This is a genomic window from Rhodoferax sp. ZS1R8 (genome assembly GCF_056521325.1).
Window position 1 is genome coordinate 527,913 of the sequence record NZ_JBWMBA010000004.1, and the last position, 19,043, is coordinate 546,955.

Consider the following 19,043-nt stretch of genomic DNA (forward strand, 5'->3'; position numbering starts at 1 on the left):
CTAGCGGGCGGGCAGGTATTTGGACGGGTCGACCGGCTTGCCCTGGCGGCGCACCTCAAAGTGCAGCTTGACCCGGTCGGAGTCGCTATTGCCCATCTCGGCAATCTTCTGGCCTTTTTTGACCGTCTGGTCTTCCTTGACCAGCAGGGTCTGGTTGTGGGCGTAGGCGGTCAGGTAGGTGTTGTTGTGCTTCAGAATGATCAGGTTGCCATATCCCCGTAACCCGGCACCGGCATAAACAACCTTGCCGTCCGACGACGCAAGCACGGCCTCACCGGCAGCGCCGCCAATGTCCAGGCCCTTGTTTTTGGCCTCGTCAAAGCCGGCCAGCACGGGGCCGTGGCTGGGCCAGATCCAGCCCAAGTCTTCTTCACTGGCCGATGTGCTGGCGGCCACAGCGGTAGTCGCTGCGGGTGCCGAAGCAGGGCTTGCGGTGCCAGAGGCCGGCGCCGATGCGGGTTTGGCGGCACTTCCGGGTGTACCGGGCGCGATGGGTGTTGCAGTGGCTGCGCCGGATGCAACCGGTTTGGTCACGGCAACGCCGCTATCCGCAGTTGTGGTTGGCGCAGACGCCGTAGATACAACGGGCGGTGCCACCCGTAAAACCTGGCCGATCTCGATACGGTTGGGGTTCTCCAGGTTGTTCCAACGCGCGATGTCTTTGTGGCTTTGGCCTGCCTCAAGGCCGATACCGATCAGCGTGTCCTTGGGCTTGACCGTGTAGTAACCGGCCTTGCCTGCATTTTCAAAGCCCGGTGGCTGTTTGACCGGCGCCACTGGCGGCGTGACTTCCATCTTGCTGGAGACCGCAGCGCGGTCTTCTACCGGTGCATGGTTGATAGGCCTGGAGCCGCACGCGGACAACAGCACCACCCCAGCAACGGATAACCAACAAACGGAACGCGAAAAACCAAACATAAACTCTTCCTTCAAGCAACACCCGATTTTAGGGGGACAAAGTGCACGGCCTCCAAAATGGTCTGGCGTACCCCTTGTGCCGTTTTGTCCAGCACGAGCAAGGCCTGCGCGCTGCCGGCTCCACCCGGGGCGCCGACGGTGACCACAGGCGCCACCAGGCGGCCACCCACGGCCAGTTGGTCGACCCAGGCCTGGGGCACAGCCTCGCCGCCGGCAGCGGCGATGATGGCGGCATACGGCGCGCCCTTGGGGTAGCCGACCATGCCGTCGCCAAACAGCAGGTGCAGATTGGCCAAGCGCAAATGGCGCAGGTTGTCGCGCGCGCGGTCATGCAAGCCGCGCAGGCGTTCGATACTGTAAACCTCGGTGGCCAGGCAACTCAGCACGGCAGCCTGATAGCCACAGCCGGTGCCAATTTCGAGCACGCGGCCGAGCTTACCGTTGTGCCCATTGCGCAGCAGCTCCAGCATGCGCGACACAACGCCGGGTTTGGAGATGGTCTGGCCCAGGCCGATCGGCAGGCTGGTGTCTTCATAGGCCTGGTTGATCAGCGCACTGTCGACAAAGCGGTGACGCTCTATCGCGCCCATCGCGGTCAGCACATGGGCATCGGTAATGCCACCAGCCGCCAGCTTTTGCACCATGCGTGCGCGCACGGCGCCGGACTCCATGCCGTGACCTTGCGGGGCGGCATGCTTGGGCGCTACGGCTTGTTGGGCTGTCGGCGCAGGCTTGGCTTTGGCGGGCTGCTGTTGGGTGGCTACTGGCGGCATAGGCACACCATGGGCATTGGGCCGGTTCTGAGCCAGTGTCGCGTCCAGTCGAGCGGGAAACGAGGGGCGCTGCTTCATGCAGCACCAGCCAGGCGCGAAGCGGTCTGCGCCCAGTATCCCAGGCTGTCGTGGTCGGTCAGGTCGACCTTCAATGGCGTGATGGACATATGGCCCTGCGCCGTAGCGTGGAAGTCCGTGCCATCGGCATCGTCCTTGACGGCACCGGCCGCTCCGATCCAGTACATGGTGTCGCCGCGTGGGCTCTTTTGCTGGATGACTTTTTCTGCCGCGTGGCGCTTACCCAGGCGGCACAACTTGGTCTTGCCGATCTGCTCAAACGGCAAATTAGGAATGTTGACGTTCAACAGAAATGGCGTGGGGCCAATCATCTGCTGTTGCACCATGGACTGCACGAACTCACGCACCTTGCGCGTGGCGCTGTCCAGGTGGTGCCAATCTTTTTCTACCTGCGAGAACGCTATGGCCGGAATACCGAACAAAAAGCCCTCCATGGCCGCACCCACGGTCCCCGAGTAAATGGTGTCATCCCCCATATTGGCGCCATTGTTGATGCCGGACACCACCAAATCGGGTCGGTAATCGAGCAAACCCGTGAGCGCAATGTGCACGCAGTCGGCCGGCGTGCCATTCACGTAGCGAAATCCGTTGCTGGCCTTGTGCACATACAGCGGTGAATGCAGCGTTAGCGCATTGGACTTTGCGCTGTTGTTTTGCTCCGGCGCGACCACCTCCACCTCAGCTACATCCTTCAGCGCCTCGTAGAGCGCCATCAGGCCCGGGGCCAGGTATCCGTCATCATTGGAAATCAGAATTTTCATAGATCTTGGGGGTTGAATACCCATTGTAGGGGGCCGCACCGAACACCCTTTGTAACCAGCCTGGGTCTCCCCAGAGACATTTTTTGCCCGAACCACGGCCTATCATGCGGGGCATATTTTTTGGAGAATCCCATGCACGCCTGGCTTTGCGAAAACCCCACCGGTATCGACGCGCTGAACTGGAAAGAATTGCCCACACCCGCGCCCAAGGCCGGCGAAGTGCTGATCGAGATCAAGGCCGCCAGCCTGAACTTCCCGGACATCCTGATCGTGCAGAACAAGTACCAGATGAAGCCTGCCCTGCCCTTTGTACCGGGTTCGGAATATGCCGGCATCGTGCAAGCCGTGGGCGAAGGCGTGACCCACCTCAAGGTCGGCCAAGCCGTGGCCTGCCTGAGCGGTACCGGCGGCTTTGGCACCCACACCATTGCCCCGGCTGCATTGTGCATGCCGCTGCCGCCCGGCTTTCCGATGGTGGATGCAGCAGCCTTCATCATGATCTACGCCACGTCCTACCACGCGCTGGTGGACCGGGCCCAGTTGAAAGCTGGTGAAACCGTGCTGGTGCTGGGCGCTGCCGGTGGCGTGGGCACCTCGGCCATCCAGATCGCCAAGGCCATGGGCGCCAAGGTGATTGCGGCGGCATCCACGCAAGAGAAGTGCGAGTTGTGCAAAAAGATTGGCGCGGACGCCACCATCAACTACTCCACCGAAAACCTGCGTGATGCACTCAAATCCCTGACCGATGGCAAGGGCCCGGACGTGATTTATGACCCCGTAGGCGGCGACTTTGCTGAACCGGCGTTTCGCTCCATCGCCTGGCGCGGTCGCTATTTAGTCGTAGGTTTTGCGTCCGGACCCATTCCCGCGCTGCCCTTCAACCTGGCGCTGCTCAAGGGTGCGTCTATCGTCGGCGTGTTCTGGGGCGACTTTGCGAAAAAGGAACCCAAGGCCAATGCAGCGATGATGGGCGAGCTGGCGCAGTGGTACGGCCAGGGCAAGATCAAGCCGGTCATCGACCGCACCATGCCCATGGCAGACCTGAAAGCTGCCTACGCCCACATGGGCTCGCGTGGCGTCATGGGCAAGCTGGTGATGGTGAACTAAACCACCGACGACGGATGTACCTCCCGCCCCACCACTGTACGGTCGTACGTGCGCGCAGCAAGGCGCGCACCGTGGAAAGCGGGCTGACGGACCAGAGCGACGCTACTACAGCTGTGTTGGCCCGGCTGGTGCAGGAGCGCATAGCATGAGCGCCAGCGCTGAATTTGTGAGCTACACACGTGAACTTTTAGCGCCGTTGGGTGGATTGAGCGACGGCAAGTTCTTCGGCGGCCACGCCATCAAGCACGGCGGACGGCAGTTCGCGATGGTTATGGGCAACACCTTGTACTTCAGGGTCGACGATGCCACACGGCCGGCCTTCGAGAAGCTGGGTTCGACGCTTTCTCTTACCCGACCAAGACCAAAGTGGTTCATGTGCGCAGCTACTTTTCCGTCCCTGGGGAACTGTTTGAAGACCAGGCACGGATGTTGGACTGGGCCCGCCAGGCCATCCAAGCAGCGGCTGTTGCGTAACGCCATACGGAAAGCTGCGTTGGCTAAAAATTTATGCCGATTCGGGCTGTAGCCCCCGTGCAAATAGCGTAAGCAGCTATCATTTTTGTAGTGCGCATTGAAGGTAGCGCAGTGGCAGCTAGCAACACTCAATCGGCGCGACCCATGAAAAAAGCCTTCGAAGGTTTCGCTTCGAAGGCTTTTGTCGTATCTAAATGGTCGGTGTGAAAGGATTCGAACCTTCGACCCCTTGCACCCCATGCAAGTGCGCTACCAGGCTGCGCCACACACCGATCTAGCCTTAAATTATAACCCGGCTAAACCGCACTCTCCGGCTCAAGCCAGTAGCAACTCGCGAATTTCAAATAATTCTCGGCGCACCTGCAGCAAATGCGCGGAGTTTTCGTCCATCAAATCTGGGGATTGGCTGTCTTCGAAGTCTTCCAGATCGACATCATCGACCTCTAAAACCTCGACGCCATCGAGCATGACCTCGCCGTTACGTTTTTTGTCGCGTTCGTTTTGCAGCAATTCCTGCATCTTGTTGCGTGCGCCGCTGATCGTAAAACCCTGGTCGTACAGCAGATCGCGGATCCGGCGGATCATCAAAACCTCGTGGTGCTGGTAGTAGCGGCGGTTGCCGCGTCGCTTCATAGGGCGCAGTTGCGTGAACTCTTGCTCCCAATACCGTAGCACATGGGGTTTTACGCCGCACAAGTCCCCCACCTCACCGATGGTGAAATAACGCTTGGCGGGAATGGGGGGGAGAGTTTTCTCCATTGAAATCAATGCTGTACGAGGGAAAGCGTAGAGGTTACTCTAAGTTTTGCCTCAGTGCAAAGACTCATTGCGGCATTGCCGCACAAATTGTTACGTTTGCGTCACAAACGTAAGCAGCGGTCAGGATTCTTCCTGGATTTGCTCTTTGAGCTTGTGGCTGGCGTGGAAAGTCACGACACGGCGAGCCCGGATCGGGATCGCTTCACCTGTGCGTGGATTGCGGCCGGGCCGCGGCGCCTTGGTGCGGATCTGAAAATTACCAAACCCCGAGATCTTGACATCGGTACCATCCACGAGGCTGGCAGCAATCAAATCGAAGAATGCGTCGATCATGTCCTTGGATTCACGCTTGTTCAGGCCGATCTGCTCGAACAACAAGTCGGCCAGTTGCGCTTTGGTGAGCGCCGGGGTTTCCAGGCTTTCAACAGAAAAATCCATGGCGGCGCTATCCTTTTCTTGTAACACGATGACCCCCGTCAGACACGCTGGCGAGCGCCCAAGGACGCCGTCAGCTGTTCCACAATGGCTTTGACAGCCGATTCAATCTGGTCTTCGGACAGCGTGGACTCTTCGCTGTTGAGCGTCAGGCGCACGGCCAGGCTGCGGTCCGCCGCGCCATCGGCAGCGGGTATCGCGTCTTTGGCCAGCTTAGGGCGGTAGACGTCAAACAATTGCGCGTCGCGCAACAGCCCAAAGGTAGGCGCTGCCCAGATCGCAGCCATAAGGGCGGCGTGGGTCACCTCATCTCCAACGACTACCGCAATGTCGCGCTGCACAGGTTGCAGCTTGGCAACAGGTTTGAACTCGGCCACACGGCGTTGGAGCACGGCGTCCAGATCCAGCTCGAACAATACCGGTGCCTGGGTCAGCTCAAACTGCTGGCGCCATTGGGGATGCAGCTCGCCAACAAATCCAATGGCCTTGCCTTCCATCAACACCTGAGCGCAACGGCCGGGGTGCATGGCGGGATGGTTGCCGGGCACAAACTGGGCTTGCAGCGGTGCCAGCAAGGCCTCCACATCGCCCTTCACGTCAAAGAAGTCAACGCCCTGCTCTTTGCGACCCCACTGCAGCGCATCGGCACCGCCGCTGGCCAGGCCAACCACACGCATGGGCTGGTCGAAACCTTCGACGGTGGTGTCCGTACTTTTGACCGTTGCGTCGCGCAGGAACACACGGCCCAGCTCAAACACGCGCACGCGCGGCTGTTTGCGCGCCTGGTTGAACTTCAAGACCTGCAACAGCGAACCCAGCAACGACGAGCGCATCACACTCATCTGGCTGGCAATCGGGTTCAGCAACTTGATGGGGTTGGGGTTGCCCGCCAACCCGTGCTCCCAGCTTTCTTCGACAAAGCTGAAGTTGATGGTTTCCTGGTAGCCCAGAGCGGCCAGCGAACGGCGCACGGCGAACGGACCGCGTGCGGCTTCGGTGCGGATCTTGGCGGTGATCGGTGCCAACGGTGGCGTGTGCGGCAGGTTGTCGTAACCCACCATGCGCGCGATCTCTTCGATCAGGTCTTCTTCGATCTGCAGATCGAAACGGTAGGACGGGGGCACCAGGGTCAACACGCCATCGACTTGTGTAACGGTCAAACCCAGCCGCTCCAGTGCATCTACGCACTGGGCTTGCGTCAACGGCATGCCGATGACCTTGTTGGCACGGGCTACACGCACGCTGACCGGCGCGGGCACCGGCATGCGGGGTTGGTGGTCATCCACCGGGCCACAGCTGGTGCTGGGCGTGCCGCAGATATCGATGATGAGCTGGCTCAGGCGTTCGATGTGCTCAACCGTCAGTTGCGGGTCCACACCGCGCTCGAAGCGATGGCCCGCATCGGTAGAGAAGTTGAAGCGGCGCGAACGGCCGGCGATGGATTTGGGCCACCAGAAGGCGGCTTCCACGTACACGTGTTGGGTGTCATCGGTCACCGAGGTGGCATCGCCACCCATGATGCCGGCCAGGGATTCGACTTGGATGTCATCGGCAATCACGCCCACCTTTTCATCGACGGTGACAGTGTTGCCATTGAGCAGCTTGAGCTGTTCGCCGGGCTTGCCCCAGCGCACGTCCAAGCCGCCGTGGATTTTGTCCAGATCGAAAATATGGGACGGGCGGCCCAGTTCGAACATCACGTAGTTGGAGATGTCCACCAGCGCTGTCACGCTGCGCTGGCCGCAGCGCGCCAGACGGTCCACCATCCACTGTGGCGTCTTGGCCTTGGTGTTGACGTTGCGGATCACGCGGCCGGAGAAACGGCCGCACAGATCAGGTGCGCTGACTTTGACAGCGACCTTGTCGTTATTGCCAACAGCCACCGCGGGGAACGTGGGCGAGACCAGCGGCGCGCCGGTCAAGGCGGACACTTCGCGGGCCACGCCGTAGACGCTCAGGCAATGGGCCAGGTTGGGCGTAAGCTTGAGTGTGAACAGCGTGTCGTCCAGGTTCAGGTGTTCGCGGATGTCCTGGCCCAAGGGCGCGTCCCCAGCCAGCTCCAACAAGCCACCGTGGTCATCGGCAATCTGCAATTCCTTGGCAGAGCACAACATGCCCTGGCTTTCAACACCGCGCAGCTTGCCGACCTTGATCAGAAAGGGCTTGCCGTCTTCACCCGGAGGCAGTTCTGCGCCGACCAGCGCGCAGGGCACGCGGATGCCGACGCGGGCATTGGGGGCGCCGCAAACGATGTTCAACAGCTCCGGCTGGCCGACATCCACGGTGCAGACGCGCAGACGGTCGGCATTGGGGTGTTGCTCAGCGGTCTTGATCTCACCCACGACGATTTTCGTAAACGGCGGAGCCACAGGCTTGAGGTCTTCGACCTCCAGGCCGGCCATGGTTAGCGTATCCGCCAACTGCTGCGTGGAAATGGACGGGTTGCAGAAGCTGCGCAACCAGGATTCAGAGAATTGCATGGTACTTAATCGATTCGGAACAGGGCGTGCTGAGCTGGGGCGTCTTTATTGGAACTGCGACAGGAAGCGAACGTCACCGTCGAAGAACAGCCGCAAATCGTTGACGCCGTAGCGCAGCATGGTCAGGCGATCGGGGCCCATGCCAAAGGCGAAGCCAATGTATTTTTCAGGATCCAGGCCCATGTTGCGCACCACATTGGGGTGCACCTGGCCAGAGCCAGCCACTTCCAGCCAACGGCCAGCCAAGGGGCCGGTCTGGAACTGGATGTCGATTTCGGCGCTAGGCTCGGTGAACGGGAAGAAACTGGGGCGGAAGCGCAGCACCAGATCGTCCGATTCAAAAAACGTGCGGCAGAAATCGGTGAAGACGAATTTCAGGTCCTTGAAGCTGACGTTCTCACCCACCCACAGGCCTTCGCATTGGTGGAACATGGGCGAATGGGTCGCATCACTGTCAACGCGGTAGGTACGGCCCGGCGCGATAACCCGGATCTCAGGCATATCACCCGAAAACAGGCCCTTGCCCTCGCCGCCATTGGCTTTGCTGCTATATTTTTTGACATGCTGCACCGCGTAGCGGATCTGCATGGGGCTGGTGTGGGTACGCAGCAAATTGGGCGCAGTCTCCGAGCCACCTTCGACATAGAAGGTGTCGTGCATGGAGCGCGCGGGGTGGTCTTCGGGCGTATTGAGCGCGGTGAAATTGAACCAGTCGGATTCGATCTCGGGGCCTTGCGCCACGTCAAAACCCATGGAGCCAAAAATCGCCTCGATGCGTTCCAGCGTCAACGACACGGGGTGCAAACCACCCTGCCCGCGCTGGCGGCCTGGCAAGCTCACATCCAGCGCTTCTGCGCGCAACTGGGCCTGCAACTCGGCATCGGCCAAGGCCTGGCGGCGATTCGTCAACGCGCTCTCGATTGCTTGCTTGGCGATATTGATGGCGGCGCCGCGGGATTTCTTCTCGTCCACGCTCAAGGCGGCCATGCCTTTCATCAGCTCGGTGATACGGCCTGACTTTCCCAGGAACAGCGCTTTGGCGTTCTCCAGGTCAGCGGGCGTGACAGCTTCGGCAAAGGCCGTTTGGGCAGACTCGACGATGGCGTTCAGATCGTTCATATATTCTTGGGGTCAATGAAAAAGGGCTAGCGCTCTTTCAAGCTCTAGCCCTTGTTCTATTTGCACTGATAGCTACCAAAACGATAGCATCACAGGGCGAAAATCAAGCAGCCAGCTTGGCCTTGACTTGCTCCACGATACCGGCAAAAGCCGCCATGTCGTGAATGGCGATATCGGACAGAACCTTGCGGTCGATCTCGATATTGGCTTTCTTCAGACCGTTGGCGAATTGGCTGTATGTCATGCCGCACTGACGTGCAGCAGCATTGATACGGGCAATCCACAACTGACGGAAGACACGTTTCTTGGTACGACGGTCACGGTAGGCATATTGCCCAGCCTTCATTACCGCTTCTTTGGCGACGCGGAAGACATTACCGCGGCGACCGCGAAAACCTTTTGCAAGGGCCAGAACTTTTTTGTGGCGGGCGCGAGCCGTTACACCACGTTTGACGCGAGGCATGTGATTACTCCTTGTTCGTCGTTAATTAAATACCACGGCCTGGGAGCATCTGTGCCATATGACCCATATTGGTCGGATGGACAGTTACTGCACCGCGCAGATGGCGTTTATTTTTGGTGGTCTTCTTGGTCAGGATGTGACGTTTGAAGGCTTGGCCGCGCTTGACGGTTCCACCTGGACGGACGCGGAAGCGTTTCTTCGCCGCGCTTTTGGTCTTCATTTTGGGCATATTAATGCTCCTTCTTGCTTGTGCTCGTGAGGCGTCTGGAAACTACTTCCAGCCTTGTTGGCCCCGAGCCACTTGTGTGGCGAGTTTTACAACCCACCATTTTTAAAGTGGCACCTTTCGGTACTCCACTTGTGTGCGGCGCCTTGCGGCATTCCATGCACTTAGAGGGCTCTCGCCCTCCAATTCCTTTACGAAGCAGCAGGTGTTGCTGCTTCTGCCGCCGGCTTACTAGAGGCCGGCTTTTTCTTGCCTGGGGCGATCATCATGATCATCTGACGCCCTTCCAGCTTGGGGAACTGCTCCACCACAATCAAATCCACCAGATCGGTACGAATACGGTTCAACAACGCCATACCAATTTCCTGGTGCGTAATTTCACGCCCCCGAAAACGCAAAGTGATCTTGCACTTGTCGCCATCGGCCAGGAAGCGCTTGATATTGCGCATCTTGATGTTGTAGTCGCCATCATCGGTACCGGGGCGGAATTTGACTTCCTTGATTTCGATAACCGTCTGTTTCGACTTCGCATCAGCCGCCTTCTTTTGCTCTTGGTATTTGAACTTTCCATAGTCCATCAACCGGCAAACCGGCGGGATTGCGGTCGCGGCAATCTCTACCAGGTCAACATCCAACTCACCTGCCATGCGCAGAGCCTCAGAAATGCTGACAACGCCCAAAGGTTCGTTGTCTTGCCCTGAGAGGCGAACTTCCGGGGCCATGATTTCCCGGTTGAGGCGGTGTTTGCGTTCTTCGCGGTGACGACGGTCACGAAATTCAGTAGCGATGGCTCAATCCTTCACAATATCTTTGCTACCAAAAAAGTAGCTACAACCGCACAGTCCACGCGGACAAACCAACTCATTAAGCCGACTTGTTGGCAATGTCACCCAGGATTTTTTGCACAAAGGCATCAAGGGGCATTGCACCGAGGTCTTGACCACCCCGGGCGCGCACTGCGACAGCGCCTGCTGCCATCTCTTTATCGCCAATGACGACGAGATACGGCAGTTTTTGCATCGAATGCTCGCGTATTTTATACGTAATCTTCTCGTTGCGCAGGTCTAAATTAACTCTAAGCCCTTGATTTTGCAGCGTTTTAGCCACGGAGCGGGCGTATTCGGCCTGTGCATCGGTGATATTCAACACCGCCACCTGGACCGGCGCCAGCCAGGCTGGCAGGGCCCCAGCGCTCTCTTCGATCAGGATACCGATGAAGCGCTCCAAGCTGCCGACGATGGCGCGATGCAGCATGACGGGGCGGTGGCGAGCGCCATCTTCGCCCACAAACTCAGCATCCAACCGCTCCGGCATATTGGGATCCACCTGGATGGTGCCGCACTGCCAAGGACGGCCGAGCGCATCCTTCAGCGTGTACTCGATTTTGGGGCCGTAGAAAGCGCCCTCGCCCGGCAGGTATTCAAATTCGCAGCCCGATGCGCGCAGTCCTTCGGCCAGCGCGTTTTCGGCGCGGTCCCAGCTTTCTTCGCTGCCGATGCGCTTCTCAGGGCGTGTGGAGAGCTTGTAGATGATGTCGGTAAAGCCAAAATCCTTGTAGACCTTTTGCAGCAGCGTCGTGAATGCGACCACCTCGTCCTGAATCTGGTCTTCGGTGCAGAAGATGTGCCCGTCGTCTTGCGTAAACGCGCGCACACGCATGATGCCGTGCAAGCCACCCGAGGGCTCATTGCGGTGGCAGGCACCGAACTCGCCGAAGCGCAGCGGCAAATCACGGTAACTCTTGATGCCCTGCTTGAAGATCAGGATGTGGCCCGGGCAGTTCATCGGCTTCAGCGCGTAATCACGCTTTTCACTCTCGGTGACGAACATGTTCTCGCGGTATTTATCCCAGTGACCCGTCTTTTCCCACAGGCTTTTGTCGATGATCTGCGGGCCTTTGACCTCCAAGTAACCGTTGTCCTGGTAGACCTTGCGCATGTATTGCTCCACGCCTTGCCACAGCGTCCAGCCCTTGGGGTGCCAGAACACGGTCCCAGGCGAGTGTTCGTCAATGTGGAAAAGGTCCAATTCACGCCCCAGCTTGCGGTGGTCGCGTTTCTCGGCCTCTTCCAGCATTGTCAAATGCTGCTGCAGCTCATCCTTGGTCGCCCAGGCTGTTCCATAAATACGCTGCAGCATTTCGTTCTTGTGGTCGCCGCGCCAGTACGCTCCCGCCACCTTCATCAGCTTGAAATGCTTGAGCTTGCCAGTGCTCGGCACGTGAGGCCCGCGGCACAAGTCCTCGAACTTCCCTTCGCGGTACAGCGACACGTCCTGGTCCGCCGGGATGCTTTCGATGATCTCAGCCTTGTAGTGCTCGCCCAGGCTCTTGAAATGGGCGACCGCTTCATCACGCGGCAACACGCGGCGCGTTACGGGCTCGTCCAGCGCGACCAGTGCGCTCATCTTCTTTTCGATCGCAGCCAGGTCTTCGGGTGTGAACGGGCGCTTGTAGGAGAAATCATAGAAAAAACCGTGCTCAATGACAGGGCCGATAGTGACCTGCGCCTCGGGAAATAACTCTTTCACAGCGTAGGCCAACAAGTGGGCGGTGGAGTGGCGGATAACTTCCAAGCCATCGGCATCTTTGCCGGTAATGATGGACAAGGCGCTATCGCCTGTCATCTGGAAGCTGGTATCCACCACCTTGGCAGCTTCCGCAGACTCGCCTGCGGCCCGGACCTTACCTGCCAGCGCGGCTTTAGCCAGCCCCGCGCCGATAGACGCGGCGACTTCGGCCACGGTAACCGGGCCTGGAAATTCACGTTGGGAACCGTCGGGAAGAGTAATTTGAATCATGGTCAGAGCCTAAAAAGAGTCAATCAGAAAAGCAAAAAGCGCGGAAAGGTCCGCGCTTTACTATGAATTTGGTAGCTGGCTACGCACAAGGCGCGCGGACTACGGCCTTATTCGCTTGTTGTGAATGTCGCCGGGGTAGTTCGCGGTGTCATAACCAGATTGCCTTTCTCGCTCTTATACAAAATTGATTGTCTGAGTTTAACCGCATTCGGCGCACACCTGACCGATGCACGCGGCCCAGCTGATGCCCTACGGTGTCACAGCTTTATCGAACTTGTATACCGGGCCCATTTGAACTATTGTGCAAACTTCCACACCAAACCACGGGCTTGCACATATGGTATCGGTCTCCTCCATCTCGCTGTCCGGTATGAAGGCTGCGCAGACGCGCCTGGATTCGTCTGCGCACAACGTCGCCAACACTGAAACAACACCGTTTCGACGACAGGAAGTTGTTCAGACGGAGCAAAAAGATGGCGGTGTCTCCACTTCGCTGAGCAAATCCACCGCGGAAGGATCGGCGCAGGAGACCGACATGGTCGCGCAGTTGCAGGCAAAGAACGCTTTTCTGGTGAACCTCGCCGTGTTCAAGACGAGCAACCAGATGGCCGGGGCGCTGTTGGACCAGAAAGCTTAAGCCCATAAAAAATCCCCCAGCCACCGAAGGCTAGGGGATAAAGCGGGGTCAGACGAATAACCCCGCCAGGAGACGACCCTCAGTCGCAGTAATTGCTTAGCAACTTTGATGCCAAACCAGGCCATTCGCCCAATAACCCACGCAATAAGAACAGCCTTACAGCCCTGGCCTCTCTATAACTGGGTAAAATAGCAGACGCACATTTTTTTGGAGTCGTTTCATGCTAGTTAGCGTACCGCCAGCCGTGAACGCCGTCCTGTGCAACATCTGAGGTGAACGACCACTACGCAACCCTGGGGCTCAACAGTTCGGCAAGCATTGCCGATATCAAGAAAGCCTTCCGCCAGCAAGCATCCCTGCACCACCCGGACCGTAACGACGACCCCGGAGCGCCAGCGCGTTTCAGGTCCGTGCAGGAGGCTTATGACGTGCTATCGGACGACAGCAAGCGCCAGGCCTATGACGACAACCGCCGCCGCAACCTGTTGGACAGCCCGATCGACACGGCCCGAGAAATTTGGCAGAACTATTTCAACCGCATCCATCCAGACCCACACTGAATGAACATTTCTCCCTACTTTCGCAACTTGCGTTCAGCCTACTGTGCAGAACTGGATGACCTGACTTTTGACTCGGAGGGCGTCCACATCCTGGACAAGCGCCTGAAGCAGCGTCGCAAGGAAATGGAATTTCTGGTTCACATGATGGAGATCAGCCCGGAAATGGTGGCCGTGGTCTTCCACAAGGGTTTCCGTTTCACTTCGCTGGCCGCCATGGATGACCTGTTAAGCCATGACGCAGACGCCCTGCCCGAGTGGGACAGTTTGGCCCATGCAATTGATATGGCACCGTGGACCCAGGAATTGGTCCACGTATTGCAAAAGCAGCCCATGGGCGAATGGTTTCTGACCGTCGCGGCGGCGCTGGAGTACATGCACAGCAAGCCCGAGCACCCGCAAGCATCGGAGTCCGACGACGAAGAAGACAATGAAAACGAGGATGGAGAAGTGGAAGACGCCGACGAGGCAGAAGCCCGCACGCGTGAAGAAGCCGGTGCCGACTGGATGGTCGAGCAAGGCTTTGACCGCAAGGAATGATGGCATGAACAGCAACCTTGCACTGATCGAAAAAACCCAAAGCCTGATCGCCGCAGGCGACATCGTTGGCGCCGAGTCCGCACTCGTGGAACTGGCCGATGCCGAAGGCGACAGCGCTCTGCTGGTGGTGCTGGAACAATTGCCGCCCAAGGATATTCTGGCGGTGATTCGCGAGTACGACAACTCCAAGGAATCCGTCATCAACCTGCTGGTCACGCCGGAAATGTTTGCCCGCGCAGTGGTCATCGAAAAGCAGTACAAAGACCTGACCCGCACTCACTTACGCGGCATGGTCAACTCTGTCATCTTCCGCGACGATGCCGATCCGGTCGAGTTTCTAACCGCCATCGGCGAGCTTGAAGGCGGTAGCGAAGCACTGGCCGACTACTTTTCCGAAAAATGGGGCCGCATTGAGGCGTTCGCCCGTACCGGTACCTTTGACGCCGTTGAAGAAGATGGCGAGATCCTGTCCGAGAACGCCCTGCTGTCCCTGGCCTATGCACCACCCCGCATCGAACTGGACGAAGTCACTGACCAAGACTGGATGCAACTGGCCTGGCTGCTGCGCCACGAATGCCCGGACCTGTTCACAGAAACCGTCATGGTGCTGCGGGCCAAAGCACGTGCCCATGATCTGGGTCTGGACGGCGACGACGAAGCCGACGCGGCTGACGAAGAAGAGGACGATGGCAAGGTCGAGACCGGCGACACCGACCGCGGCAAGGCCACGCCAGCCGCCCGTGAGGACGACGAGGAATCCGCGATCTGATGTCGCAGTCCGTATCGCTGTTTGACGGGCGCCCGTTTTTCGAGAAGGCGCTGGCCTACGGTGTGCAACATGGCCTCATCGACCAGGCCAAGCGCGATGCCATATGCCAGGATGCCCCCAAAGGCATGGTGCAGATTGCGCGCTACTTTGGCACCGAATTTCTGCGCCCCGAGTTGGAAAAGGCGCGGGACCGCATGGTCAACCTCGTCAGCCTCTACCTCGAGCACACCAGCGGGGGCGACCTGCGCCTGGCCGCAGAGTCCCTGCGCGACCACTCATTTTTGTCACGTTCCAAAGGTGGTTCGGACATGCTCAAGGCACTGATCGCCATGCCGCAGAACAGCCACTTCGGCATGAACGAAGGCACAGGCTTCACCGACGAGCACATCCCGCTGCTGGCCAAATGGTCGCTGCGCAGCCTGCCGGAATACCAGCAGGAGCTTGCCCAGCGCAGCCAGGCCGCTCTGCTGGTGGACGCCGCCATCTGGATGGCCGACACACTCGGTTTGGGTGCCGACGATCTGGAAGAAGCCGGCAAGGACGCAGAGGCCGTGATCCGCACCGTACTGCTGGCACGCTTTGCGCGGCGCACAGAGATGCCCGACTGGGTGGCTTTTGAAAAATTGATTACCGCGTTGCGCAAGAAGTACCCATCGACCGATGGTGCGCCGCCGATCCCGTTGCCCAAGGACCTGCCAGCGCGCTTCAAGCCGGTGGTGGAGCGCGTGCAACAGTCTGTGTTGGCAGACATGCCCAAGGTACTGGACACCAAGCTGACCGTGCGCAAGCTTTTCGACCAGACGCCGGCCTTCATGGGCCGCTATTTCTGGCTGGAAGATGCCGTCAGTGAGGTAGACCACTTTGACCGTACCGCCTCTGATGCCTGGAACAAGGCCACGGGTGGGCATGGTGACGATGGCTCGCTGCTGACCCTGTTCCTGTGTGTATCCGCAGGCAGTACACCCAAAACGGTGCTGACCGAAAAATCGGCCGCAACACTGGTGCGCAAGATCCGCAAGACAGGGTTGAATGCAGCGCTGGCCAGCCAGTACATCGCTGAGCACGCGCCGCACCACCACCACGACGATTACGCCCAACTGTGGGACGCATTTATCGAAGATGCGCAAGCCACCTTGCAAAGCGACCGCGACTATGCATTGCACGACGCTTTGGCCTTGCTGCGGCGCGAGTGCAATATCGCCCCGTAAACCGGCATTGCGGCGCAGAAATTGCGAGTCCGCTGTGAATCCGCTAAAGTGCAACCAGCCCAGCTTACAGAGGGAACCGTAGTGAACAACAGCAAGCCCCCCGCACCCGCCTCTCCCTCCCCATCCAATACCCCGGAGCGTAGCCAGGAGCAACGCTACATGCCGGGCGACCCCATTCCCGTGCCGGACGCAAGTGAGGCGAATACCGAGTCCACCTGGGCCTTGTTCAGTGACGTGCAGCGGCAGCCGGAGCCGGACTTTCTGGACACCGTGCCGGCCTCTATGCTGGACGAAGAACTGGCCGCCACTGTGCGCAAACGAACCGAATAGATTGCTTTTCTTATGCCGTTGAACCGACTGTTTTTCTCCATCCTTGCCTGTTCCGCACTGCTCGTGCTGGGGGCCTGCTCGCAAAAAGACAAGCCTGGCCCCGCGGCCCAAGCCAGCAAACAAGAGGTTTCCGTAGAAGCCGTTGCGGCGCAGGCCAAAGGCTTTACCGTGGGTGCATTCATGAGCGCCCACACGGTATATGTGTTCTTCGACCCCCAGTGCCCGCACTGTGGACACTTGTGGCAGGCATCCGTGCCGCTGCACAAGAAAGTCAAGTTCGTTTGGATTCCGGTGGCGTGGATCAACGCCTCCAGCCTGCCCCAGGGCGCGGCCCTGTTGACGGCCGCCAACCCCCTGGAACTGATGACCGAGCACGAGGCATTGTTGCTGTCCGGCAAGGGCGGCACATCCGCCCCCGCCAATGTGCCGCCAGAGATCGAGCAATCCATCAAGGCCAATACCAAGTTGCTCAATAGCTTCGGCGCCGAATCGGTGCCCTTTGTTGTGGCCAAGAATGCCCGCACAGGCCAAACCGTGCGCCGGGATGGCGCCTTGGCCACGGCCGCGTTGGCAGAGCTGGTGGGTGTGGATGCGCCCTGAGCTCCTCACCTGGTACTAGCGATGCCCAGCATGGAGGTCCTCGCCGCGTGCATTTTTGCGTTGGCGCTGCTGCACACGTTTTCCACCAAATTTTTTGAGCGGCTGGCCCACCGCAACCCGCACCACGCGGGGCTGTGGCACCTGCTGGGTGAGGTAGAAGTCGTCTTTGGCTTTTGGGCCTTTGTGTTGGTGGCGGCCATGGCACTGGTGGCCGGTGGCGACCGGGCGATACGCTACGCGGAATCCCTCAAATACACCGAACCCCTGTTTGTGTTTGTCATCATGGTGGTGGCCGCGTCCCGACCGGTGCTGGTCAGCATTGAAGGCCTGGTTGCAGCGCTGGCGCGTATGGCACCGGTGCGCAACGTGCTCGCGCAGACCTGGCTCTGCCTGGCCGCAGTCCCACTGATAGGTTCTCTGATCACCGAACCAGCCGCCATGACACTGGCAGCGCTGATGCTCGCGCCGCTGGTGTTCAGGCCCGGCATGCCTGAGTGGTTGAAGTACGCCGCGCTGGGCGTGCTGTTTGTCAACATCTCGATCGGCGGCACGCTTACCTCTTTTGCCGCGCCCCCCGTGTTGATGGTCGCCAGCACCTGGAATTGGGACAGCGCCTACATGGCAACCACCTTTGGATGGCGTGCCTGCATTGCGGTGCTGGTCAATGCCTCGGTGGTGACGCTGTTGCTTCGTAAACATTTGGTAGCCACGGTGGCACAGCCAACCGATACCCCACCGCTAGCGGTTCCACTCGCTGTCAGGGCCATTCACCTTATTTTTCTGGCCGGCGTGGTCGTGTTTGCACACCATCCGGTTATTTTTCTCGGTCTGTTCCTACTCTTCCTGGGTTTTACGCAGGCGTACGCCCGCTACCAAAGCCCGCTGATCCTCAAGGAAGGGCTGCTGGTGGGCTTCTTCCTGGCGGGGCTGGTGGTGCTGGGCGGCATGCAGCAATGGTGGCTGCAGCCCATCGTTTCCGGCCTTCAGCCCACGGCTCTATTTTTTGGGGCCGTAGGCCTGACGGCTCTGACCGATAACGCCGCCCTCACCTATCTGGGATCCCTGATCGTCGGCATGACCGACCCCGCCAAATATGCGCTGGTAGCCGGCGCGGTGGCGGGTGGCGGGCTTACAGTGATTGCCAATGCGCCCAACCCTGCCGGCGTAGCGCTTCTCAAGCGGGGCTTCGACGATGAATCCATAGGCGCTGGGGGGCTGCTGCTGGGGGCGCTGGCCCCCACCGTAATCGCCGCGTTGGCGTTCCTGCTGTGAATCAGCGGCCAGTCTCTACGGGTTGTTGATTGCCTTTTCAACAGCGGCCACCAGGGTGTTGCTTTCGGGCTCCACAGCGCTGGGATAGTAGGTTAGCACCTTGCCGCGGCGATCAATCAGGTACTTGCTGAAATTCCACTTGGGCTCGGCCTGCGTCGCCTTGGCCAGTTCGGCGTAGAGAGCATTCTTGCGTGGCCCGGCTACCTCTGTCTTGGCAAACATCGGGAACTTGACGCCATAGGTGTTGAAGCAAAAGTCGGCAATCTCCTTTGCCGACCCCGGCTCCTGCTCACCAAATTCATTAGACGGAAAACCCAAGACCACGAGGCCTTTGCCCCGGTATTTGGCGTACAGAGATTCGAGCCCCTCGTACTGCTTGGTGAAGCCGCAGAAGCTGGCAGTATTGACGACCAACACCACCTTGCCCGCGTACTGGCACAGGTTCTGCGGAACATCGTCCTGCAGGCGCGCAAATTCGTGTTTCAGGATCGCAGGACACGCCGCCGGATTGGTCGCAGGGGACCCAGCCTGGGCTGGTTTCTGCGCCATCACGGATGCGGACAGCAGGCCCAGTGCAAAGGCCGCCAAGGCCCGACTCAAGAGGGATGGTGAAAGTTTCATACCTTGATTATGGGCGTCTCCAGAAATGTAGTTTTACTAAATCATAAAATCCACCTGAACTAATTCAACAAGCAATTTGGATATTTTTTAAAACTAAGCGTTTCCACTAACTGAAAA

Annotated in this window: 22 protein-coding genes, 1 tRNA gene and 1 pseudogene; 11 read left to right on the top strand and 13 right to left on the bottom strand. The window is 59.1% G+C overall.

Annotation, left to right across the window (positions count from 1 at the left end; all coding sequences use genetic code 11):
• Genes AC097P_RS16575 through surE form a run of 3 tightly spaced genes read right to left on the bottom strand, consistent with a single transcriptional unit; the run spans position 1 to position 2,530 of the window.
• On the bottom strand, positions 1–918 hold the full coding sequence (locus AC097P_RS16575) for a peptidoglycan DD-metalloendopeptidase family protein (protein ID WP_479611533.1): 918 nt from the start codon (positions 916–918) through the stop codon (positions 1–3).
• Between the two features lie 11 nt (positions 919–929).
• Positions 930–1,769, bottom strand: coding sequence for a protein-L-isoaspartate(D-aspartate) O-methyltransferase (locus AC097P_RS16580; protein WP_479611534.1), 840 nt, complete (start codon positions 1,767–1,769; stop codon positions 930–932).
• Entirely contained in the window at positions 1,766–2,530 is a 765-nt protein-coding gene (gene surE / locus AC097P_RS16585) for a 5'/3'-nucleotidase SurE (RefSeq protein WP_479611535.1), read from the bottom strand. The genes AC097P_RS16580 and surE overlap by 4 nt, the downstream gene beginning before the upstream one ends.
• A 132-nt stretch (positions 2,531–2,662) precedes the next feature.
• On the opposite strand from surE, the gene AC097P_RS16590 reads away from it, so the two are divergent.
• The 3 genes and pseudogenes from AC097P_RS16590 to AC097P_RS16600 all read left to right on the top strand — a co-directional run bounded on the left by AC097P_RS16590 (position 2,663) and on the right by AC097P_RS16600 (position 4,111).
• Positions 2,663–3,637: an NADPH:quinone oxidoreductase family protein gene (locus tag AC097P_RS16590; protein WP_479611536.1), complete on the top strand. Its 975-nt coding sequence runs from the start codon at positions 2,663–2,665 to the stop codon at positions 3,635–3,637.
• 14 nt (positions 3,638–3,651) lie between these two features.
• Complete coding sequence (locus AC097P_RS16595) at positions 3,652–3,786, top strand: hypothetical protein (protein WP_479611537.1); 135 nt, start codon at positions 3,652–3,654, stop codon at positions 3,784–3,786.
• A pseudogene (locus AC097P_RS16600) lies at positions 3,783–4,111 on the top strand (TfoX/Sxy family protein). Before AC097P_RS16595 ends, AC097P_RS16600 begins: the two are co-directional and overlap by 4 nt.
• A gap of 195 nt (positions 4,112–4,306) precedes the next feature.
• Here the strand turns inward: AC097P_RS16600 and AC097P_RS16605 are convergent.
• From AC097P_RS16605 to thrS, 9 genes are all read right to left on the bottom strand, one after another.
• Positions 4,307–4,383 (bottom strand) — tRNA-Pro (locus AC097P_RS16605).
• A gap of 43 nt (positions 4,384–4,426) precedes the next feature.
• The gene (locus AC097P_RS16610) at positions 4,427–4,870 is read right to left on the bottom strand and encodes a MerR family transcriptional regulator (RefSeq protein WP_479611538.1); all 444 of its coding nucleotides are present in this window, start codon (positions 4,868–4,870) and stop codon (positions 4,427–4,429) included.
• Between the two features lie 120 nt (positions 4,871–4,990).
• Positions 4,991–5,308: an integration host factor subunit alpha gene (locus AC097P_RS16615; protein ID WP_295784435.1), complete on the bottom strand. Its 318-nt coding sequence runs from the start codon at positions 5,306–5,308 to the stop codon at positions 4,991–4,993.
• Positions 5,309–5,346: 38 nt separating this feature from the next.
• Entirely contained in the window at positions 5,347–7,785 is a 2,439-nt protein-coding gene (pheT, locus tag AC097P_RS16620; protein WP_479611539.1) for a phenylalanine--tRNA ligase subunit beta, read from the bottom strand.
• A 45-nt stretch (positions 7,786–7,830) separates the two neighbouring features.
• Positions 7,831–8,904, bottom strand: coding sequence for a phenylalanine--tRNA ligase subunit alpha (pheS, locus tag AC097P_RS16625; protein ID WP_479611540.1), 1,074 nt, complete (start codon positions 8,902–8,904; stop codon positions 7,831–7,833).
• Positions 8,905–9,007: 103 nt separating this feature from the next.
• On the bottom strand, positions 9,008–9,367 hold the full coding sequence (gene rplT / locus AC097P_RS16630) for a 50S ribosomal protein L20 (protein WP_209395850.1): 360 nt from the start codon (positions 9,365–9,367) through the stop codon (positions 9,008–9,010).
• A 25-nt stretch (positions 9,368–9,392) separates the two neighbouring features.
• Positions 9,393–9,596, bottom strand: a complete 204-nt coding sequence (gene rpmI / locus AC097P_RS16635) for a 50S ribosomal protein L35 (protein WP_029707661.1) — start codon at positions 9,594–9,596, stop codon at positions 9,393–9,395.
• Between the two features lie 188 nt (positions 9,597–9,784).
• Positions 9,785–10,381: a translation initiation factor IF-3 gene (gene infC / locus AC097P_RS16640; RefSeq protein ID WP_479611655.1), complete on the bottom strand. Its 597-nt coding sequence runs from the start codon at positions 10,379–10,381 to the stop codon at positions 9,785–9,787.
• Between the two features lie 76 nt (positions 10,382–10,457).
• On the bottom strand, positions 10,458–12,392 hold the full coding sequence (gene thrS / locus AC097P_RS16645; protein WP_479611541.1) for a threonine--tRNA ligase: 1,935 nt from the start codon (positions 12,390–12,392) through the stop codon (positions 10,458–10,460).
• A 337-nt stretch (positions 12,393–12,729) separates the two neighbouring features.
• On the opposite strand from thrS, the gene AC097P_RS16650 reads away from it, so the two are divergent.
• From AC097P_RS16650 to AC097P_RS16685, 8 genes are all read left to right on the top strand, one after another.
• Complete coding sequence (locus AC097P_RS16650) at positions 12,730–13,029, top strand: flagellar basal body rod protein FlgC (protein ID WP_479611542.1); 300 nt, start codon at positions 12,730–12,732, stop codon at positions 13,027–13,029.
• A 272-nt stretch (positions 13,030–13,301) separates the two neighbouring features.
• Positions 13,302–13,589: a DnaJ domain-containing protein gene (locus AC097P_RS16655; protein ID WP_479611543.1), complete on the top strand. Its 288-nt coding sequence runs from the start codon at positions 13,302–13,304 to the stop codon at positions 13,587–13,589.
• Positions 13,590–14,126, top strand: a complete 537-nt coding sequence (locus AC097P_RS16660) for a hypothetical protein (protein ID WP_479611544.1) — start codon at positions 13,590–13,592, stop codon at positions 14,124–14,126.
• Positions 14,127–14,130: 4 nt separating this feature from the next.
• Positions 14,131–14,895 carry a hypothetical protein gene (locus AC097P_RS16665; protein ID WP_479611545.1) on the top strand — a complete coding sequence of 255 codons (765 nt, stop codon included), beginning with the start codon at positions 14,131–14,133 and terminating at the stop codon, positions 14,893–14,895.
• Positions 14,895–16,103, top strand: a complete 1,209-nt coding sequence (locus AC097P_RS16670; RefSeq protein ID WP_479611546.1) for a hypothetical protein — start codon at positions 14,895–14,897, stop codon at positions 16,101–16,103. The genes AC097P_RS16665 and AC097P_RS16670 overlap by 1 nt, the downstream gene beginning before the upstream one ends.
• Before the next feature lie 81 nt (positions 16,104–16,184).
• Positions 16,185–16,433 carry a hypothetical protein gene (locus tag AC097P_RS16675; protein ID WP_479611547.1) on the top strand — a complete coding sequence of 83 codons (249 nt, stop codon included), beginning with the start codon at positions 16,185–16,187 and terminating at the stop codon, positions 16,431–16,433.
• A 12-nt stretch (positions 16,434–16,445) separates the two neighbouring features.
• Complete coding sequence (locus AC097P_RS16680; protein ID WP_479611548.1) at positions 16,446–17,033, top strand: DsbC family protein; 588 nt, start codon at positions 16,446–16,448, stop codon at positions 17,031–17,033.
• 21 nt (positions 17,034–17,054) lie between these two features.
• A complete protein-coding gene (locus AC097P_RS16685) occupies positions 17,055–18,305 on the top strand; it encodes a putative Na+/H+ antiporter (protein ID WP_479611549.1) in 1,251 nt (416 codons plus the stop codon).
• 15 nt (positions 18,306–18,320) lie between these two features.
• Here the strand turns inward: AC097P_RS16685 and AC097P_RS16690 are convergent, their stop codons facing one another.
• Positions 18,321–18,926 carry a glutathione peroxidase gene (locus tag AC097P_RS16690; RefSeq protein WP_479611550.1) on the bottom strand — a complete coding sequence of 202 codons (606 nt, stop codon included), beginning with the start codon at positions 18,924–18,926 and terminating at the stop codon, positions 18,321–18,323.
• Positions 18,927–19,043 lie beyond the last annotated feature (117 nt).

What these genes read in the sequence shown, in the direction of transcription:
- AC097P_RS16575 (WP_479611533.1), bottom strand. Translation starts at nt 918, where the DNA reads ATGTTTGGTTTTTCGCGTTCCGTTTGTTGGTTATCCGTTGCTGGGGTG.
- AC097P_RS16580 (WP_479611534.1), bottom strand. Translation starts at nt 1,769, where the DNA reads ATGAAGCAGCGCCCCTCGTTTCCCGCTCGACTGGACGCGACACTGGCT.
- surE (WP_479611535.1), bottom strand. Translation starts at nt 2,530, where the DNA reads ATGAAAATTCTGATTTCCAATGATGACGGATACCTGGCCCCGGGCCTG.
- AC097P_RS16590 (WP_479611536.1), top strand. Translation starts at nt 2,663, where the DNA reads ATGCACGCCTGGCTTTGCGAAAACCCCACCGGTATCGACGCGCTGAAC.
- AC097P_RS16595 (WP_479611537.1), top strand. Translation starts at nt 3,652, where the DNA reads ATGTACCTCCCGCCCCACCACTGTACGGTCGTACGTGCGCGCAGCAAG.
- AC097P_RS16610 (WP_479611538.1), bottom strand. Translation starts at nt 4,870, where the DNA reads ATGGAGAAAACTCTCCCCCCCATTCCCGCCAAGCGTTATTTCACCATC.
- AC097P_RS16615 (WP_295784435.1), bottom strand. Translation starts at nt 5,308, where the DNA reads ATGGATTTTTCTGTTGAAAGCCTGGAAACCCCGGCGCTCACCAAAGCG.
- pheT (WP_479611539.1), bottom strand. Translation starts at nt 7,785, where the DNA reads ATGCAATTCTCTGAATCCTGGTTGCGCAGCTTCTGCAACCCGTCCATT.
- pheS (WP_479611540.1), bottom strand. Translation starts at nt 8,904, where the DNA reads ATGAACGATCTGAACGCCATCGTCGAGTCTGCCCAAACGGCCTTTGCC.
- rplT (WP_209395850.1), bottom strand. Translation starts at nt 9,367, where the DNA reads ATGCCTCGCGTCAAACGTGGTGTAACGGCTCGCGCCCGCCACAAAAAA.
- rpmI (WP_029707661.1), bottom strand. Translation starts at nt 9,596, where the DNA reads ATGCCCAAAATGAAGACCAAAAGCGCGGCGAAGAAACGCTTCCGCGTC.
- thrS (WP_479611541.1), bottom strand. Translation starts at nt 12,392, where the DNA reads ATGATTCAAATTACTCTTCCCGACGGTTCCCAACGTGAATTTCCAGGC.
- AC097P_RS16650 (WP_479611542.1), top strand. Translation starts at nt 12,730, where the DNA reads ATGGTATCGGTCTCCTCCATCTCGCTGTCCGGTATGAAGGCTGCGCAG.
- AC097P_RS16660 (WP_479611544.1), top strand. Translation starts at nt 13,590, where the DNA reads ATGAACATTTCTCCCTACTTTCGCAACTTGCGTTCAGCCTACTGTGCA.
- AC097P_RS16665 (WP_479611545.1), top strand. Translation starts at nt 14,131, where the DNA reads ATGAACAGCAACCTTGCACTGATCGAAAAAACCCAAAGCCTGATCGCC.
- AC097P_RS16670 (WP_479611546.1), top strand. Translation starts at nt 14,895, where the DNA reads ATGTCGCAGTCCGTATCGCTGTTTGACGGGCGCCCGTTTTTCGAGAAG.
- AC097P_RS16680 (WP_479611548.1), top strand. Translation starts at nt 16,446, where the DNA reads ATGCCGTTGAACCGACTGTTTTTCTCCATCCTTGCCTGTTCCGCACTG.
- AC097P_RS16685 (WP_479611549.1), top strand. Translation starts at nt 17,055, where the DNA reads ATGCCCAGCATGGAGGTCCTCGCCGCGTGCATTTTTGCGTTGGCGCTG.
- AC097P_RS16690 (WP_479611550.1), bottom strand. Translation starts at nt 18,926, where the DNA reads ATGAAACTTTCACCATCCCTCTTGAGTCGGGCCTTGGCGGCCTTTGCA.